We start from the raw sequence: 16,708 nt of genomic DNA, 5'->3' as shown, positions 1-16,708 counted from the left end.
TATCGCAAGAAGCGGCCATGAAACGTTCGCTCGCACTTGCTTCCTCCGACACTGCCGGCTATGCATACGGTTCCGGCATAGGGGGAGACATCATGGTGCGTAAAGACAGGTCGGGGATAGGTCTGTTCCTGCTGCTGGCGTTCGCGCTGAGCAGCGTGTTCTACGCGCTGATCATCGCGACTGGTCATTTGGGCGGTGCGAAAGGCATGTACGTCACCGGCCTCATGTGGTGTCCCGGTATCGCAGCGCTGCTCACTTGTCGACTGCGCGGTGAAGGGCCGGCACGATTGGGATGGCGCTGGGGTGAGTGGCGTTGGCCGTGGCTGGCTTACCTGGTGCCGCTCGGCTATGCGGCGGTGGCTTACGTCGTCATTTGGTGCACCGGGCTGGGTGGCTTCGGCAACACCGAGTTCCTGTCATCGATGGGCAAGGCGCTGGGTTGGACGGGTGCGCCGGTTTGGCTGAGCTCAGCGGGATACTTCGTGTTGCTGGGCACGGTTGGCATGGTGCGCAGTTTGTCTACCGCGCTGGGCGAGGAGATCGGCTGGCGCGGCTTCCTCGCTCCTGTGCTGGTGACACGGCTCGGCTTCACCGGTGGCGCTTTGGTAACCGGAGCCATCTGGGGCGCGTGGCATTTGCCGATCCTGTTATTTGCCGACTACAACGCCGGCACGCCGTGGTGGTTCGCCATATCGTGCTTCATGGTGCTGGTGCTGAGTAGCAGTGTGATGATGACTTGGCTGCGCCTGCGCTCGGGCAGTCTCTGGCCGGCGGTAGTCATGCACGCTAGCCACAACCTTTTCATCCAGTCCTTCTTCACGCCGATGACGGAAAGCCGGGGTTCGATCACTCCCTATGCCATCGACGAATTCGGTTTCGTGGTGCCGCTGGTGATGGCGACCGTCGCGGTGATGTTCTGGATGAAACGGGATGCCGCAGTCCGATCCACAGCAGCGGCGCTGAGCTGAGTTGCATAGCTGCTTGCGCGTCCACGTGGCGATACGATCGGCATCTCCACTTCGTCTCCTCCCCATGCCCAATTCACCGGCAACCCGATGACTGCTCTGTTGCTGCTGTTCGTCTGTCTTCTGCTCGGCCTGTTGGTGCGGCGCTTCGCCGCTCCTCCAGCGGGGACAGTGCATGGCATCAACTGGTGGGTGATCAATATTGCGTTGCCGGCGCTGGTGCTGGCGTTGATTCCGAAAGTGAAGTTCGACGCGCAGCTGTGGTTTCCCGTCGCGGCGATGTGGATCGTGTTTTTTGGCTCGTGGCTGTTATTCGCTTTGCTGGGACGCTGGCTGGGTTGGTCGCGCGCACGCGTCGGTGCGCTGACGCTGGTCTGCGGCCTGGGTAACACCTCGTTCATGGGTTATCCCCTGATGCAGGCGATGCATGGCAAGGAAGGTCTGGCGCTGGCGGTGGTGGCCGATCAGCTCGGCTGTTTTCCACTGCTGGCCTCGGCCGGCATCGTGGTGGCTTCGTTGTATGCCGGACGCGAGCCGCAACCGCGCACCATCGTGAAGCGCATCCTGACATTTCCAGCGTTTGTTGCGCTGGTGCTTGGCGTCGTCGTTGGGTGGCTTGGAGGATGGCCGCCCCCGGTCGAGGGCGTGCTCGAGCCGCTCGGTGCCACGCTGACGCCACTGGCCTTATTCTCGGTGGGCCTGCAGTTTAAGTTTCATCTCGGCGAGCGCCAGGCCGTAGCCCTGGGGCTTGGGCTCGGCTGGAAACTCGTGCTGGCTCCGCTGTTATGCCTGACGCTGGGTGTCGCAACCGGTGTCAGTGGACTGGTGCTGACCGTTGGTGTCTTGCAGGCGGCCATGGCGCCGATGATTTCAGCGGCGATCCTGGCGGATGAATATGGCTTGGAACCGCCACTGGCGAATACCGTGCTGGGCGCGGGTATCGTGTTGTCGTTGTTGACCGTGCCGCTGGGCAATGCGTGGCTCGTTGGCTAGAGGGTGATATCCAACTGCGCCACACGCGTTTGAATGGCTGCCCTGGATTCTTTGAGACCGCAGCCGGTGCGCTGCCGATAGAGCTTGATCGCTTCGATCGTTTGTCTTGCGCGCAGGGCGGCGTCAATCTCGTTGTCGCTGATGTCCCGTCGCGGTGCGATGGTGGGAGTGTCGGTGCGCCGGTAAATCATTCGGGCCAGCTGAAAGCCGATCACGAAGGTGAGGATGGGCCATGTCCATGGATAAGCGGTGAGATCCATCACGGGTGTCTTCTCAATGAGGCGTGTTGCTGGCGGATAATACGCTCATGCCATCCCCGCACACTCCCGATTTGAACGAAGTCCGCGCCGATGTCTGGCTGTGGGCGGCGCGCTTCTTCAAGACCCGCAGCCTTGCCAAGCAGGCAATCGACGGCGGCAAGATCGACGTTAACGACGCTGGCTGCAAACCAGCCAAGGCGCTGCATGTCGGGGACATGCTGCGGATCACGCGTGGCGAGGAGCGCCTGGAAGTCGAGGTGCTCACCCTGTCCGAGCGGCGCGGGCCGGCAAGCGTGGCGCAAGCGCTTTATCGAGAGACCGAGGTCAGCCGGGAGGCACGCGAAGTCGTCCGCGAGCAGCGTCGCTTGACCGGTACCAACGCACCCGCGCGCCGTCCTGACAAGCAGGATCGAAGGGAATTGCGGCGTTTGAAGGACTCCAGTTGAGCAACGCTTCGCAGTTTGCCGCGTAAATCTAGCGGAGCATCTGCACCAAAGAAGCGGTAACGCGATGTACCGCCTGTGCAAGAGCACCTGGGGGAGTACGCCATGACTGGAATGGGTTTCTTGAAGCGCCTGCTCGGCAGCTCGAGTGTGCAAGACCGCGCCGCTGTGGCGCATACGCTGCAAGCGCCGGAAGGCACGCGAGTGCTGATGGTCGACGATTCGCCCACCTTGCTGGCCGTGCTGGGAAAGATGTTGGACCAGGAAGGCTATGCGCCGATCAAGGCGGTGGACGGGGAAAGTGCGCTGGAGCTGGCCCGCGAGGAGCAGCCGTCGCTGATCTTCCTGGACATCGTGCTGCCGGGTATCAACGGCTTCGCTGTGTTGCGTGCGCTGCGTCACGATCCGGCCACGCGGGACATCCCGATCGTGATGATCAGCGGCAACCAGCAGGCGACAGAACAGTTCTACGTGCAGCGCTTCGGCGCGGACGATTTCATCAAGAAGCCGTTCGGCCGCGCTGAAGTGACGGCCTGCATCCACAAGCTGGTGCTATCGGGGCGATTGGCCGCACGGGATATCGTGCGGGAAGTCGCCATGCCGGTACCGGAGGAGACCGTTGTGCAGGAAGCGATCGCCAGTATCGCGGCCTGAGTGCTCCCGTGGGGTCATCGGGAGTGGTTTCCGCCACGACGCCGGCGGCCTGGTTGGCGGGTCGCTGGCGTTTTCTTGTCTTGATCGGCTATGTCGGAGCTTGATGCCGACAGTTGGGTGGCGCCTGTTTGCAGCAGATCACGTGATTCCAGACGGAAGCGCCGCAGCGTAGGGACGCTGCGGCGCTTATCTGTTTCCTTACTGGCAGAGCGGGATCACGCCAGTTCGAAACGGTCAAGGTTCATCACTTTGTTCCAAACGGCCACGAAGTCGCGGACGAACTTCGTCTGCGCGTCCGAGCTTCCATAGACTTCCGCCAAGGCGCGAAGCTGGGAGTTCGAACCGAAGACGAGATCGGCGCGTGTGCCGGTCCATTTCAGTGCACCGGTCTTACGGTCGCGGCCCTCGAATACATCCTGGGTGGAGGAGGCGGCTTTCCACTCCGTACCCATGTCGAGCAGGTTCACGAAGAAGTCGTTGGTCAACGTCTCCGGCCGCTTGGTGAAGACGCCGTGCGCGGTGTGGCCGACGTTGGTGTTGAGTACGCGCATGCCGCCGATCAGCACGGTCATCTCGGGCGCGCTCAGTGTCAGCAACTGCGCCTTGTCGACCAGCAATACTTCAGCCGGCACGCTGTACTTGCCCTTGAGGTAGTTGCGGAAGCCATCCGCCACCGGCTCGAGGACGGCGAAGGACTCCGTGTCGGTCTGCTCTTGCGACGCATCCATCCGGCCCGGCGCGAAGGGCACCGTCAGGTTGATGCCCGCGTTCTTCGCGGCTTGTTCGACGCCGGCACAACCGCCGAGCACGATCAGGTCGGCGAGTGAAACCTTCTTGCCGTCGGACTGCGCGCTGTTGAAGGTTTGCTGGATGCCTTCGAGCGTTTTCAGCACCTTCGCCAGTTGCTCCGGCTGGTTGGCTTCCCAGTTTTTCTGTGGGGCGAGACGGATGCGGGCTCCGTTCGCGCCGCCGCGCTTGTCGGAGCCGCGGAACGTGGATGCCGACGCCCAGGCGGTCGAAACCAGCTCCGAGACCGACAGGCTGGAGGCGAGGATCTTGCCCTTGAGCGCGGCGATGTCCTGTTCGTTGATCAGCTTGTGGTTGACCGCGGGAATCGGGTCCTGCCAGATCAGTTCTTCGGCGGGAACCTCCGGACCGAGGTAGCGCGCACGCGGCCCCATGTCGCGGTGGGTCAACTTGAACCACGCACGGGCGAACGCCTCGGCCAATTGATCCGGATGCTCGTGGAAGCGCCTGGAGATTTTTTCGTAAGCAGGGTCGAAGCGGAGAGAGAGGTCGGTGGTCAACATCGACGGCGCGCGACGCTTTGACGGGTCCTGTGGATCCGGGATCGTGCCGGCGCCAGCATCGTTCTTCGGCTTCCATTGATGCGCACCGGCGGGGCTCTTGGTCAGTTCCCACTCATAGCCGAACAGATTGTCGAAGAAGCCGTTGCCCCATTTCGTTGGCGTGCTCGTCCAGGTGACTTCCAGGCCGCTGGTGATGGCATCGCGACCTTTGCCGGTGCCGTAGCTGCTCTTCCAACCCAGGCCCATTTCTTCGAGAGCTGCCGCTTCCGGCTCAGGACCTACGTGAGATGCGGGGCCGGCGCCGTGGGTCTTGCCGAAGGTATGGCCGCCGGCGATCAGGGCGACGGTTTCCTCATCGTCCATGGCCATGCGTGCGAAGGTCTCGCGAATATCCTTGGCTGCCGCAAGCGGATCGGGTTTGCCCTCCGGACCTTCGGGGTTCACGTAGATCAACCCCATCTGCACAGCTGCGAGTGGATTCTCGAGATCCCGCTCACCGGAGTAGCGCTTGTCGCCACCCAGCCAGGTGGTTTCGGAGCCCCAATAGACGTCTTCTTCCGGCTCCCACACGTCTTCGCGTCCACCGCCGAAGCCGAAAGTCTTGAATCCCATCGATTCCAGCGCGACGTTGCCGGCCAGAATCATCAGGTCGGCCCAGGAAATGTTCCTGCCGTATTTCTGCTTGATCGGCCAGAGCAAACGGCGCGCCTTGTCCAGGTTGCCGTTATCTGGCCAGCTGTTGAGGGGGGCGAATCGCTGCTGTCCCGCACCTGCGCCTCCGCGGCCGTCGCCCGTGCGATAAGTACCGGCGCTGTGCCAAGCCATACGGATGAACAACGGGCCGTAGTGGCCGAAGTCCGCCGGCCACCAGTCCTGCGAGTCGGTCATCAGTGTGCGCAGATCCTGCTTGACTGCGTCCAGGTCGAGGCTGTTGAACGCCTTCGCGTAGTCGAAATCCCGGTCCATCGGATCGGACAGCGAAGAGTGTTGATGAAGAATCTTCAGATTCAGCTGGTTAGGCCACCAGTCGCCGTTTGTCGTACCGCTGCTGCCGGCGGAGTGATGGAAGGGGCACTTCGATTCGCTGGGAGTCGTTGCGTTGCGGTCTTGATTCACGGGGAAATTCCTTTCTGGTGGGAGTGGCTGGCGTCGGCTGGCTGACAACCCAAATCTACGCAGGCGGGCTTCTTAGGTGAATTTGATTGTTTTGATTCCAACCATAGCCTATGGCTATGGAGAGGGACGATGACCGGGCCGTTTTTGAGTTGGCGGCGACACGTGGTGTTTCCGGTGATCACCGGGTATCGAAAGGTGGACTTTAGTGCTCCCCTGGGCCGATCAGTTCAAGTGCCATGGCGCGTGCCGCGCACCGTACCTCGTCACCGAACGCGGAGTCGTCAATGGTGCGCGCCAGCACCATGCCGCCGACGCAGAGGGCAGCCAGGGCGAGTCCGCGTTGCCGCCGGTCGGCACCATCCGGCAGCGACATGCCTTCCGCGAGAAGGCCGGCCATGCGCTCCAGCAGGTCCTGGTATGCCTGTTTGACCCGCGGGCCCGCGCGGGCCGCGTCAGAGGGCAGGGCGATCATCGGGCAATGGCCTTCGACATCTTCCAGGTGCGCGTCGGAGAGATAGGCGTTCACCAATTGCCGCGCATGCATGGCACCGCAGTCGCTGTTATCGAAAGCGAACTCTTTCCAGCGCTGTGCGGGGTTGAAGTTCTGATAGGCCGCGATGGCTTCGGCGAACAGCTCTTCCTTCGCCTTGAAGTGGTTGTAGAAGCCGCCGCGCGTCAACCCGGCGCGCTGCATGATCTCGTCGATGGAGACCTCGGCGAAACCACGGCGATTGAACAGCTCACGGGCGCATTCAACGATACGTTCGCGGGTCTTCTGCTTGTGCTCGGTGGTGTAGGGCATGGCGATGGACCGGGATGGGGCGGAAACGGCAAAAGCCTACTCCGGCGCCTGAATATGTTCTTGAACATATGTTGTTCTTTGCCAGACTCCCGGGCACCCCACCCTGAGCTAGGAGGCAGTGAGATGAAGCTGTACTACGCAGAGACGATGAATCCGCGCAAAGCCTGTGCCGTCGCGAAGTACCTGGGCTTGCCGATGGAGTACATCCGGATCGATCTGGGCAAGGGCGAGCACCTCAAGCCCGAGTTCCTCGCCGAAAATCCCAACGGCAAGGTGCCGCTGCTGGTGGATGGCGACCTGCGGTTGTGGGAGAGCACGGCGATCATGGCGCATCTGGCGGTGAAAGCCGGTTCGGACCTGTGGCCACGCGAGCCGGAGCGGCAGGTGGAAGTGTTGCGCTGGCTGTCCTGGGATATCTCCCACTTCTCGCGCCATGGCGGCACTTTGTATTTCGAGAATCGCATCAAGCCGTACCTCGGCCTGGGCGAACCCAATCCAGCCGCGGTCGAAGAAGCGACCAAGTTCTACAAGCGCTTCGCCGCCATACTCGACGCGCATCTCGCCAATCGTACCTATCTGGTCGGCGACCGCCTGAGTATTGCGGACTTCGGTGCGGGCACGCTGTTGCCGTGGGCAAAGGAATCGCATTTGCCGCTTGAAGGGTTCGCCAACATTGCGCGCTGGCATGAACGCCTGATGGAGATACCGGCGTGGCGCGATCCGTTCCCGGCGCCGTTGCCGCAGGCGGCCTGACTTGGGTTATCGGGAAGCGTGTGGTTGTCGCGAGGAGCATTTCTCGCGACAACCTTTTGAGCTATCGGCTCAGAGCAGTGCCTTGAGCCGATAGACCACTTCAAGCGCTTCACGAGGTGTCAACGCGTCCGGATCCACTGCATCGAGCGCACGTTCCGCGGCCGACGGGGCCGGCGGCGCGAACAAGCCCAGTTGCGGCGAGTTGTCGGCCTTCGGTACCGCCGCCGAAGCCTGCTGATGCATGCCGCGTTCAAGCTCAGCCAGCGTGCGTCGTGCGTCGGCGATCACCGACTTGGGCAGGCCGGCCAGCGCCGCCACTTGCAGGCCGAAGCTGCGATTGGCCGGGCCTTCCTTCACCGCATGCATGAACACCAATTGGTCGCCGTACTCGACGGCGTCCAGATGCACGTTGGCGATGGTCGGGTATTCGTTGGCCAGTTCGGTCAGCTCGAAGTAGTGCGTGGCGAACAAGGTGTAGGCCTTGCTGCTGGCGGCGAGATGCACGGCAGCGGCGCGCGCGAGCGCGAGGCCGTCGTAGGTGCTGGTGCCGCGGCCGACTTCGTCCATCAGCACCAGGCTGAACTCGGTAGCGTTGTGCAGGATGTTGGCGGTCTCGCTCATCTCCACCATGAAAGTGGACTGGCCACGCGAGAGGTCGTCGCCCGCGCCGATGCGCGTGAAGATGCGGTCGATCGGGCCGATCACCGCGCGGCTCGCCGGCACGTAGCTGCCAATATGGGCGAGCAGCACAATCAGCGCGTTCTGGCGCATGTAGGTCGATTTACCGCCCATGTTCGGGCCGGTGATCACCAGCATGCGGCGTGCATCGTCGAGCTTCACATCGTTCGGCTCGAACGGCTCCGCACGTACTTTCTCCACGACCGGGTGACGGCCGCGTTCGATAGCGATGCCGGCCTCGTCGCTCAGTACTGGCTCGCTCCAATCGAGTGCGACGGCGCGTTCGGCCAGGGTGGTGAGCACGTCCAGTTCGGCCATGGCCGTGGCGGCGGCCTTCAGCGGTTCGAGCTTCTCGGTGAGCGTATCGAGCAAGGCTTCGTACAGGGCGCGCTCGCGCATCAGCGAGCGCTCCTTGGCCGAGAGCACCTTGTCTTCGAAGGTCTTCAGCTCTTCGGTGATGTAGCGCTCGGCGTTCTTGGTGGTCTGGCGGCGCGTGTAATGCGTGGGCGCCTTGTCAGCCTGGCCTTTGCTGATTTCGATGTAGTAGCCATGCACGCGGTTGTAGCCAACCTTGAGCGTCGCGATGCCGCTGGCAGCCTTCTCGCGCTCCTCCAGCTCGACCAGGTATTGATCGGCATGCGTGGCGAGGCGGCGCAATTCGTCCAGCTCGGCGTCGTAGCCATCGGCGATGACGCCGCCGTCGCGTTGCAGCACTGGCGGCTGCGGCACGATGGCGCGGACAAGCAGCGCCGCGTTGTCGGCGTGGTCGCCGATGCGCTCGACCAGTGCGTGCAGCAGCGGGCTGTCGAGCGTGGCGATTTCTTCGCGCAGCACAGGCGCGGCGGCAAGGCCGTCGCGCAGGGTCGACAGGTCGCGCGGGCGCGCCGAGCGCAGGGCGACGCGCGCCAGGATGCGCTCGAGGTCGCCGATGCCGCGCAGCCGTTCACGCAGATTCTCGTAGCGGCGGCTGTCGATCAGCGCGCCGATAGCCTGATGTCGGTGACGCAACAGCTCGCGCGAACGCAAAGGACGATTCAGCCAGCGACGCAGCAGGCGCGCGCCCATGGGGGTGACGCTTTCGTCGAGCACGCCCAGCAGTGTGTGCTCGGTGCGGCCGCTGGGGTGCGTATCCAGTTCGAGGTTGCGGCGGGTGGCAGCGTCCAATGCGATGGTTTCGCTGGCGCTTTCCACCGCCATGCCCGACAGATGCGGCAGCGCGCTTTTCTGGGTCTCCTCAACGTAGCCAAGCAGGCAGCCGGCGGCGGCGATGGCCAGTGGCAAACCCTCCACGCCGAAGCCGCCGAGATCGCGCGTGCCGAAGAAGCGGTTCAATTCGCGCCGCGCAGCATCACTGTCGAAATGCCACGGTGGCCGCTTGCGCAGGCCGGGAAGGGTGCTAACCAGGCGAGGCCACGCGACGCTTTCGTCCGCCAGGGTTTCTGCCGGTTGCAGTCGCGCCAGCTCGGCGGCGAGCGCCTCCGCGTTGGGCACTTCGCTCAACAGGAAACGGCCGCTGGCCAGATCGACCCATGCGAGGCCGTAAGCGCCTTGCTGTCCGGCGGCGATGGACAGCAGGAGATTGTCGCGGCGTTCTTCCAGCAGCGCGGCATCGGTCACGGTGCCCGGCGTGACAATACGCACCACTTTGCGTTCCACGATGCCCTTGGCCAGCGCCGGGTCGCCGATCTGCTCGCAGATCGCTACCGACTCGCCCAGGCGCACGAGGCGGGCCAGGTAATTTTCAACGGCGTGATAGGGCACGCCAGCCATCGGGATCGGTTGTCCGGCGGACTGGCCGCGCTGGGTCAGCGTGATGTCGAGCAGTCGCGCCGCCTTGCGGGCGTCGTCGTAGAACAGCTCGTAGAAGTCGCCCATGCGGAAGAACAACAGCACTTCCGGATGCTCGGCCTTGGCCGACAGGTATTGGCGCATCAACGGGGTGTGCAGGGAAAGATCGTCAGCGGTCATGCAGTCAAGTCTTGGCCTTGCGGCGTTTAAGAGGTAGAACGGGCAGCTTCGCAGCAGTGCTGCCGCGACGTTCGAAGGCGGGAGTCTCGCATGGAGTTGTTGTCTGTTCCTACCGATGCCGAGCTGATGGCGCTCGCCGGCGAGGTCGCCGAAGCGGTGCAGGCCGCCAAGCTGATGCTGGTGACGGCCGAGTCGTGCACCGGAGGCTGGATCGCCAAAGCTCTGACCGATCTGGCCGGTAGCTCGGCATGGTTCGATGCTGGCGTGGTCACTTATAGCTACGAGGCGAAGGAAGCGCTGCTCGGCGTGAACCCGCGCACGCTGGAACAGACCGGCGCGGTCAGTGAAGAGACGGTGCTGGAAATGGTCTCCGGCGCACTGGCGCGCTTCGGTGCCGGTGTGGCGGTGGCGGTGACCGGCATTGCGGGTCCAAGCGGCGGCACGCCGGACAAGCCGGTCGGTACCGTGTGGATCGGCTGGAAGCGCCGCGGTGGCTACGCGCATGCGCGGCAATTCCGTTTCGACGGCGACCGGGAAGCAATCCGACGCCAGACCGTGGCCGCGGCGCTCGCCGGCTTGCGGAAAGCGCTGACGGAATAACTGCCTTTTGCCACGGGGCGGGCTTGACCGGTGTGGGATACTGACCCATCTATCTGATCGCAGTCCCTGAGACGGGGGCGGCGCATCATGCTCGCCACACGACAGCTAGCCATACCCAACCCTTACAGCAATCGGGATACAAGACGATGGATGACAACAAGCGCAAGGCGCTCGCCTCCGCCCTCGGCCAGATCGAAAAGCAATTCGGCAAGGGCGCGGTCATGCGTATGGGCGATCGCACCGACGACGCCATCGACACCGTGTCCACCGGTTCGCTGGGCCTGGACATTGCGCTGGGCGTCGGCGGCCTGCCGCGCGGCCGCGTGGTCGAGATCTACGGTCCGGAATCCTCCGGCAAAACCACGCTGACCCTGCAGGCCATCGCCAACTGCCAGAGGAACGGCGGCACGGCGGCCTTCGTGGACGCCGAGCACGCGCTGGATCCGAGCTACGCCGCCAAGCTGGGCGTCAATGTGGACGATCTGCTGGTCTCGCAGCCCGACACCGGCGAGCAGGCGCTGGAAATTGCCGACATGCTGGTGCGCTCCGGCGCGGTGGACATGGTGGTGGTCGACTCGGTCGCCGCGCTCACGCCCAAGGCCGAAATCGAAGGCGAGATGGGCGACTCCCACGTCGGCCTGCACGCCCGCCTCATGAGCCAGGCGCTGCGCAAGCTTACCGCCAACATCAAGAAGTCCAACTGCCTGGTGATCTTCATCAACCAGATCCGCATGAAGATCGGCGTGATGTTCGGCAGCCCCGAAACCACCACCGGCGGTAACGCGCTGAAGTTCTACGCCTCGGTGCGCCTGGACATCCGCCGCATCGGCGCGGTGAAGAAGGGCGAGGAAGTGATTGGCTCCGAAACCCGCGTCAAAGTGGTCAAGAACAAGGTGGCGCCGCCGTTCCGCCAGGCCGAGTTCGAGATCCTCTACGGCGAGGGCACCTCGCGTGAAGGCGAGATCATCGAGCTGGGCGTGGCGCAGAACCTGATCGACAAATCCGGCGCCTGGTACAGCTACAAGGGCGACCGCATCGGCCAGGGCAAGGAGAACGTGCGCCAGTTCCTGCGCGACAACCCGGCCATTGCCAACGAGATCGACCAGGAGCTGCGCGCGCGCCTGCTGGTCAGCAACGGCAAGGCTGCTCCGGCGGCCGCCTCCGAAGAAGCGCTCGAAGAAGTTTGAGCGACGCCCGACTCCCTCCCCTGATCCACAGGGGAGGGTTGGGGAGAGGTAGGCCCATGCGATCCGCTCGCCCGTCTTGCCCAAAAGCCCGCACGGCATGAGCCGTAACCGAGACAAATCCGACGACAAGCCCAAGCGCAGTGCCTACGATAAGGCGCTGGGTTTGCTTGCGCGTCGTGAACATTCCCGGCGCGAATTAGGGCGAAAACTCCGCCAGGGTGGCTATGCCGGCGATGAGGCCAGCGACGCACTCAATCGCCTCGGTGAGCAGCGCTATCAGGACGACGATCGTTTCGGCGAGATGCTGGTGCGGAGCCGCGCTGCCCAGGGTTACGGTCCACTGCGCCTGCGCGCCGAACTGAAGAGCCACGGGCTCTCGGACGCGCGCATCCGGCAGCTGCTGGACCATGCCGATATCGACTGGGCCGAGTCCGCTGCCGCCCAGCTGCGTCGCCGCTATGGCGCCACGGCCGTGACAGACCCCGCCGAACGGGTTCGCCGGGCGCAATTTCTCTTGCGCCGGGGCTTTCCCGCCGCCACAGTAAGAGGTCTTACCCACGCCGAAGTGGACGAGTTGGCCGACGAAAGCGACTGATCGCGCCAACACGGCCGTGGCGTGGCCTACGCAGCTTGCCGCCACGAACCGATGAAAACTGCAGAAATCCGCTCCGCCTTCCTCGATTATTTCCGCTCCAAGGACCACACCATCGTGCCCTCCAGCTCGCTGGTGCCGGCCAGCGACCCGACCCTGTTGTTCACCAACTCGGGCATGGTGCCGTTCAAGAACGTGTTCCTCGGCAGCGAGAAGCTGCCCTACGTGCGCGCGGCCGACGTGCAGCGCTGCCTGCGTGCCGGCGGCAAACACAACGACCTGGATTCGGTGGGCTACACCGCGCGTCACCACACCTTCTTCGAGATGCTGGGCAACTGGTCGTTCGGCGACTACTTCAAGCGCGATGCGATCCGCTACGCCTGGGAGCTGCTGACCGACGTCTTCAAGCTGCCCAAGGAAAAGCTGTGGGTCACCGTCTATCACACCGATGACGAGGCTTACGGCATCTGGCACAACGACATGGGCGTGCCGGCGGAGCGCATCGTGCGCATCGGCGACAACAAGGGCGCGCCGTACGCCTCCGACAATTTCTGGCAGATGGCAGACACCGGCCCCTGCGGTCCCTGCACCGAGATTTTCTACGATCACGGTGAAGAGATCGCCGGTGGTCCGCCCGGTTCACCCGATGAAGATGGCGATCGCTACATCGAAATCTGGAACCTGGTGTTCATGCAGTTCGATCGCGCGCCTGACGGCACGCTGTCGCCGCTGCCGGCACCGTGCGTGGATACGGGCATGGGCCTGGAGCGCCTGGCCGCTGTGCTGCAGCACGTGCACTCCAACTACGAGATCGACCTGTTCGCGCACCTGATCAAGGTGGCTGCGCAACTCACCAAGACCCAGGATCTCGGCAACAAGTCGCTGCGCGTGATCGCTGACCATATCCGCGCCTGTTCCTTCCTGATTGTCGATGGCGTGCTGCCATCCAACGAGGGCCGCGGTTACGTGCTGCGCCGGATCATTCGCCGCGCCTTGCGCCATGGCTGGATGCTCGGCGTGCGCGGTGACTTTTTCTGGAAGATGGTGCAGCCGCTGGTCGAGGAGATGGGTTCGGCTTATCCCGAACTGGCCGCCAAGCAGACGTTTGTCGAGGACGCGCTGCGCATGGAAGAACAGCGCTTCGGTGAGACGCTCGAGCACGGTATGCGCTTGTTCGACGAAGTGGCGGCCAAGTCGGGCAAGACTGTCCCGGGCGAAGACGCATTCCGTCTGTACGACACTTACGGATTTCCGGTTGATCTGACTGCCGATATCGCGCGTGAGCGCGGGCTCAGCGTGGACATGGCCGGCTTCGAACAGGCGATGGAGCAGCAGCGCGATCGTGCCCGCGCCGCCAGCCGTTTCGAGGCCAAGGGCCAGATGCCGGCCGAGCTGGCCAGCCAGCTCAAGCCGACCGAGTTCCTTGGTTACGAGACGATTTCCGGCAAGGGCAGCAAAGTGGTCGGCATCGTGCGTGCCGGCAAGCAGATCGATCAGCTGGGCGAAGGCGAGGAGGGGCTGGTGATCCTCGATCGCACGCCGTTCTACGCCGAATCCGGTGGACAGGTGGGCGATGCCGGCACACTGGCAAACGGTGCTGGCCGCCTCGACGTGGCCGACACGCTCAAGATGGGCGGTGTGTTCTTCGGGCACGCCGGCCGCTGGCACGGTGCCCAGCCGCTGCGCACGGGCGACAGCCTGGATGCCCTGGTTGACGGTGCGCGTCGCCAGTCCATCGTGCTGAACCATTCGGCCACCCATTTGCTGCACGCCGCTTTGCGCAAAGTGCTTGGCGAACACGTGACCCAGAAGGGTTCGCTGGTGGCGCCGGAACGGCTGCGCTTTGATTTCTCTCACTTCAAGCCGGTCAGCCGCGATGAGCTCGCGCGCATCGAAGACCTGGTGAATGCCGAGGTGCGCCGCAACGCGCAGGCCGAAGTGCATCATATGGGTTACAACGAGGCGATCGATTTTGGCGCGATGGCTCTGTTCGGCGAGAAGTACGGCGACGAAGTCCGTGTGCTGAAGATGGGTGAGTTCTCGACCGAATTGTGCGGCGGCACTCATGTGGGCCGCACGGGCGATATCGGTTTGTTCAAGATCGTCGGCGAAGCTGGCGTCGCTTCTGGCGTACGCCGCATCGAAGCGGTGACGGGAGCGGGTGCGCTGGCCTATGTGGCGGACGAGGAACAGCGCCTGGGCGAGCTCTCGCAGTTGCTCTCCACCAGCGGCGACGACGCTGTGGAGAAGCTGCGCCAGTTGCTGGACAAGCAGAAAAAGCTCGAGCGCGAGCTCGAATCCCTGCGTGCCAAAGCCGCCGGTTCGGCCACGGCGGATCTCGCGTCGTCGGCGCACAACGTCGACGGCATCAAGGTCGTAGCTGCCCGCCTGGAAGGCCTGGACGCCAAGGCCTTGCGCGACAGCGTCGACCAGCTCAAGCAGCAGCTCGCCGATTGCGTGGTGCTGCTGGCGGGCGCGGCTGACGGCCGCGTGTCCCTGGTGGCGGGTGTACACGGCAAAGCGCTGGGCCGGGTCAAGGCGGGCGACGTGGTGGCCCACGTGGCCAGCCAGATCGAAGGCAAGGGCGGCGGCCGTCCCGACATGGCGCAGGGCGGCGGTAACGATACGGCGCAGCTTCCCGCTTTGCTGGCGGGTTTGCCGGGCTGGATCGGCACGCGCCTGGCTGGCTAAAACTGAGGTGAACAGGCGCCTTACCACAGGTGGGGCGCATTGCGCAGCGCGCTCGCGCTCGGCTAGTATCGGACGAATGTCGGCTACGCTCGTTGCGGCGTCGCCAGGCGGCAGGAAACCTTCGGGTGCCTGTTGTTGAGCCGGGGAAGGCGGTAGGGCCTTCGATGGACAGTTCGTCGAACTACAGATGGTGAGCTCAGGGGTGAGGTTTCACCATCTGCTGGCCTGTGACCACATAGCTTTCATGGAGTGGCAAACATGTTGATTCTGACCCGCAGGGTCGGTGAAACCCTGATGATCGGCGACGAGGTGACCGTCACCGTCCTGGGCGTGAAGGGTAACCAGGTGCGTATCGGCATCAATGCGCCGAAAAACGTAGCCGTGCATCGCGAAGAGATCTATCAGCGGATCAAGAACGAGCACGAGCCGGAAGGCGGTTCCTCGAACTCTACCGGCGATCACTGACCCGCAAAAAGGCTTTACCAAAAGCGCGCCGGTCAGTATCCTTGCCGGCTCCGCAGAAATGCGGAACAAAAACGGAGAGATGCCCGAGAGGCCGAAGGGGCTCCCCTGCTAAGGGAGTATAGGGTCAAAAGCCTTATCGAGGGTTCGAATCCCTCTCTCTCCGCCAGATACGCAAAACGCCCCGCAAGGGGCGTTTTGCGTATCTGGCGGAGAGAGAGGTGTGGACGAAACCTCCGGTTCGACAAATTCGCCGGGAGCGAATTTGGACAGCCGAAGGCTGGCCCCGGAGCGCGTAAGCGCGTAGGGGTGAGGCCCATGGATGGGCCGAACAATCCCACGCTTCACGTCAGCGTGCACGTCATCGAAATCATGGGCGCTTTTTGCGCAGGCTCGCCGATGTGTATGAGGAAAACTCGTGGAGGGATTGAGACGTTCCCCACACCTCATGCCAGTGCGAGTTCAACCAAGATCAGGAAAGTTCCGCGCGTCCGCGCAAACTCAACTTACAGCCAACCCGCGCAACTCCACTCCATCCTGCGTCACCTTCAATACCGACCCGTGCTCATACCAATCCCCGAGCACGATGCGTTCCGCTGGTTGACCGTTCAGCTCGAAGCGATGCACAGCCGGTCGATGCGTATGGCCATGGATCAAGCGAGTCACATCCGCCTTGTCCATCGCCTCTGCCACGGCGTTGGCATTCACATCCATGATGGTTTCCATCGTGCTGCCGGTATGTGCGCGGCTGTCCTCGCGTGCCTTGGCGGCAAACGCACGGCGGGCGTCGAGTGGCATGGCGAGGATCTGTGCCTTCCATTCCGGCGTGCGTACCTGCTTGCGCACCGCCTGATAGGCGACGTCATCGGTGCACAGCACATCGCCATGCATGAGTAACGTGGGGCGGCCGTAGAGGGTGTGCACGGTTCCATCATCTAGCAGGGTGAGGCCGGCACGATGAGCGAAGTCTTCACCGAGCAGGAAGTCGCGGTTGCCGACCATGAAATAGACGGGCACACCCGAGTCGCTCAGCTGCCGGGTGGCTCGCGCGATACGTTGCGGCAGTTCGGCATCGTCGTCGTCGCCGATCCAGGCTTCGACCAGATCGCCGAGGATGTAGAGCGCATCCGCCTGGCGAGCTTCGTTACTGGCGAGGTAGTCCTCGAACAGCTGGGTGATCTGCGGGCGGTTGGCGTCGAGGTGCAGGTCGGCAATGAACAGGGTGTGCATCGGA

At 63.5% G+C, this 16,708-nt stretch carries 15 protein-coding genes and 1 tRNA gene; 11 read left to right on the top strand and 5 right to left on the bottom strand.

The features are described 5' to 3' along the window. The first annotated feature begins 17 nt into the window (after positions 1-17). Together ISS97_RS20240 and ISS97_RS20235 are read left to right on the top strand one after the other, a co-directional pair. The gene (locus ISS97_RS20240) at positions 18-968 is read left to right on the top strand and encodes a CPBP family intramembrane glutamic endopeptidase (RefSeq protein ID WP_379984375.1); all 951 of its coding nucleotides are present in this window, start codon (positions 18-20) and stop codon (positions 966-968) included. A gap of 87 nt (positions 969-1,055) precedes the next feature. Beyond that, entirely contained in the window at positions 1,056-1,958 is a 903-nt protein-coding gene (locus ISS97_RS20235) for an AEC family transporter (RefSeq protein ID WP_379984376.1), read from the top strand. Here the strand turns inward: ISS97_RS20235 and ISS97_RS20230 are convergent. Further along, positions 1,955-2,221 (bottom strand): hypothetical protein, encoded by a 267-nt coding sequence (locus tag ISS97_RS20230; protein ID WP_379984377.1) that lies wholly within the window; start codon positions 2,219-2,221, stop codon positions 1,955-1,957. The two genes, ISS97_RS20235 and ISS97_RS20230, sit on opposite strands and share 4 nt — an antisense overlap. Before the next feature lie 44 nt (positions 2,222-2,265). Between ISS97_RS20230 and ISS97_RS20225 the strand changes: the two genes are divergently transcribed. Then, positions 2,266-2,664, top strand: a complete 399-nt coding sequence (locus ISS97_RS20225; RefSeq protein WP_379984378.1) for an RNA-binding S4 domain-containing protein — start codon at positions 2,266-2,268, stop codon at positions 2,662-2,664. A 102-nt stretch (positions 2,665-2,766) separates the two neighbouring features. Next, a complete protein-coding gene (locus ISS97_RS20220; RefSeq protein WP_379984379.1) occupies positions 2,767-3,315 on the top strand; it encodes a response regulator in 549 nt (182 codons plus the stop codon). A 215-nt stretch (positions 3,316-3,530) separates the two neighbouring features. Here ISS97_RS20220 and katG read toward each other — a convergent pair whose 3' ends face one another. Further along, positions 3,531-5,741, bottom strand: coding sequence for a catalase/peroxidase HPI (katG, locus tag ISS97_RS20215; protein WP_379984380.1), 2,211 nt, complete (start codon positions 5,739-5,741; stop codon positions 3,531-3,533). A gap of 202 nt (positions 5,742-5,943) precedes the next feature. Then, entirely contained in the window at positions 5,944-6,543 is a 600-nt protein-coding gene (locus ISS97_RS20210) for a TetR/AcrR family transcriptional regulator (protein WP_379984381.1), read from the bottom strand. A 123-nt stretch (positions 6,544-6,666) separates the two neighbouring features. Between ISS97_RS20210 and ISS97_RS20205 the strand changes: the two genes are divergently transcribed. Next, positions 6,667-7,296, top strand: coding sequence for a glutathione S-transferase family protein (locus ISS97_RS20205; protein WP_379984382.1), 630 nt, complete (start codon positions 6,667-6,669; stop codon positions 7,294-7,296). A 69-nt stretch (positions 7,297-7,365) separates the two neighbouring features. Here ISS97_RS20205 and mutS read toward each other — a convergent pair whose 3' ends face one another. After that, complete coding sequence (gene mutS, locus ISS97_RS20200; protein ID WP_379984383.1) at positions 7,366-9,942, bottom strand: DNA mismatch repair protein MutS; 2,577 nt, start codon at positions 9,940-9,942, stop codon at positions 7,366-7,368. Positions 9,943-10,032: 90 nt separating this feature from the next. Here mutS and ISS97_RS20195 point away from each other — a divergent pair, with 90 nt between their 5' ends. The 6 genes from ISS97_RS20195 to ISS97_RS20170 all read left to right on the top strand — a co-directional run bounded on the left by ISS97_RS20195 (position 10,033) and on the right by ISS97_RS20170 (position 15,643). After that, the gene (locus ISS97_RS20195; RefSeq protein WP_379984384.1) at positions 10,033-10,542 is read left to right on the top strand and encodes a CinA family protein; all 510 of its coding nucleotides are present in this window, start codon (positions 10,033-10,035) and stop codon (positions 10,540-10,542) included. 146 nt (positions 10,543-10,688) lie between these two features. Continuing rightward, the gene (gene recA / locus ISS97_RS20190) at positions 10,689-11,729 is read left to right on the top strand and encodes a recombinase RecA (RefSeq protein ID WP_379984385.1); all 1,041 of its coding nucleotides are present in this window, start codon (positions 10,689-10,691) and stop codon (positions 11,727-11,729) included. 97 nt (positions 11,730-11,826) lie between these two features. After that, positions 11,827-12,324: a regulatory protein RecX gene (locus ISS97_RS20185; protein ID WP_379984386.1), complete on the top strand. Its 498-nt coding sequence runs from the start codon at positions 11,827-11,829 to the stop codon at positions 12,322-12,324. 51 nt (positions 12,325-12,375) lie between these two features. Beyond that, on the top strand, positions 12,376-15,012 hold the full coding sequence (alaS, locus tag ISS97_RS20180) for an alanine--tRNA ligase (RefSeq protein ID WP_379984387.1): 2,637 nt from the start codon (positions 12,376-12,378) through the stop codon (positions 15,010-15,012). Positions 15,013-15,270: 258 nt separating this feature from the next. Next, positions 15,271-15,477, top strand: coding sequence for a carbon storage regulator CsrA (gene csrA / locus ISS97_RS20175; protein WP_379984388.1), 207 nt, complete (start codon positions 15,271-15,273; stop codon positions 15,475-15,477). Between the two features lie 73 nt (positions 15,478-15,550). Beyond that, positions 15,551-15,643: transfer RNA gene (locus ISS97_RS20170), tRNA-Ser, on the top strand. A 332-nt stretch (positions 15,644-15,975) separates the two neighbouring features. Here ISS97_RS20170 and ISS97_RS20165 read toward each other — a convergent pair. Then, positions 15,976-16,704: a UDP-2,3-diacylglucosamine diphosphatase gene (locus tag ISS97_RS20165; RefSeq protein WP_379984389.1), complete on the bottom strand. Its 729-nt coding sequence runs from the start codon at positions 16,702-16,704 to the stop codon at positions 15,976-15,978. Between the last annotated feature and the right edge of the window lie 4 nt (positions 16,705-16,708).

This window comes from Dyella koreensis, from assembly GCF_044904565.1.
GTDB classification, from domain to species: Bacteria; Pseudomonadota; Gammaproteobacteria; order Xanthomonadales; family Rhodanobacteraceae; genus Dyella_D; species Dyella_D koreensis.
This window is presented reverse-complemented; position numbering and strand designations above follow the sequence as displayed.

What these genes read in the sequence shown, in the direction of transcription:
- ISS97_RS20240 (WP_379984375.1), top strand. Translation starts at nt 18, where the DNA reads ATGAAACGTTCGCTCGCACTTGCTTCCTCCGACACTGCCGGCTATGCA.
- ISS97_RS20235 (WP_379984376.1), top strand. Translation starts at nt 1,056, where the DNA reads ATGACTGCTCTGTTGCTGCTGTTCGTCTGTCTTCTGCTCGGCCTGTTG.
- ISS97_RS20225 (WP_379984378.1), top strand. Translation starts at nt 2,266, where the DNA reads ATGCCATCCCCGCACACTCCCGATTTGAACGAAGTCCGCGCCGATGTC.
- ISS97_RS20220 (WP_379984379.1), top strand. Translation starts at nt 2,767, where the DNA reads ATGACTGGAATGGGTTTCTTGAAGCGCCTGCTCGGCAGCTCGAGTGTG.
- ISS97_RS20210 (WP_379984381.1), bottom strand. Translation starts at nt 6,543, where the DNA reads ATGCCCTACACCACCGAGCACAAGCAGAAGACCCGCGAACGTATCGTT.
- ISS97_RS20205 (WP_379984382.1), top strand. Translation starts at nt 6,667, where the DNA reads ATGAAGCTGTACTACGCAGAGACGATGAATCCGCGCAAAGCCTGTGCC.
- mutS (WP_379984383.1), bottom strand. Translation starts at nt 9,942, where the DNA reads ATGACCGCTGACGATCTTTCCCTGCACACCCCGTTGATGCGCCAATAC.
- ISS97_RS20195 (WP_379984384.1), top strand. Translation starts at nt 10,033, where the DNA reads ATGGAGTTGTTGTCTGTTCCTACCGATGCCGAGCTGATGGCGCTCGCC.
- recA (WP_379984385.1), top strand. Translation starts at nt 10,689, where the DNA reads ATGGATGACAACAAGCGCAAGGCGCTCGCCTCCGCCCTCGGCCAGATC.
- ISS97_RS20185 (WP_379984386.1), top strand. Translation starts at nt 11,827, where the DNA reads ATGAGCCGTAACCGAGACAAATCCGACGACAAGCCCAAGCGCAGTGCC.
- alaS (WP_379984387.1), top strand. Translation starts at nt 12,376, where the DNA reads ATGAAAACTGCAGAAATCCGCTCCGCCTTCCTCGATTATTTCCGCTCC.
- csrA (WP_379984388.1), top strand. Translation starts at nt 15,271, where the DNA reads ATGTTGATTCTGACCCGCAGGGTCGGTGAAACCCTGATGATCGGCGAC.
- ISS97_RS20165 (WP_379984389.1), bottom strand. Translation starts at nt 16,704, where the DNA reads ATGCACACCCTGTTCATTGCCGACCTGCACCTCGACGCCAACCGCCCG.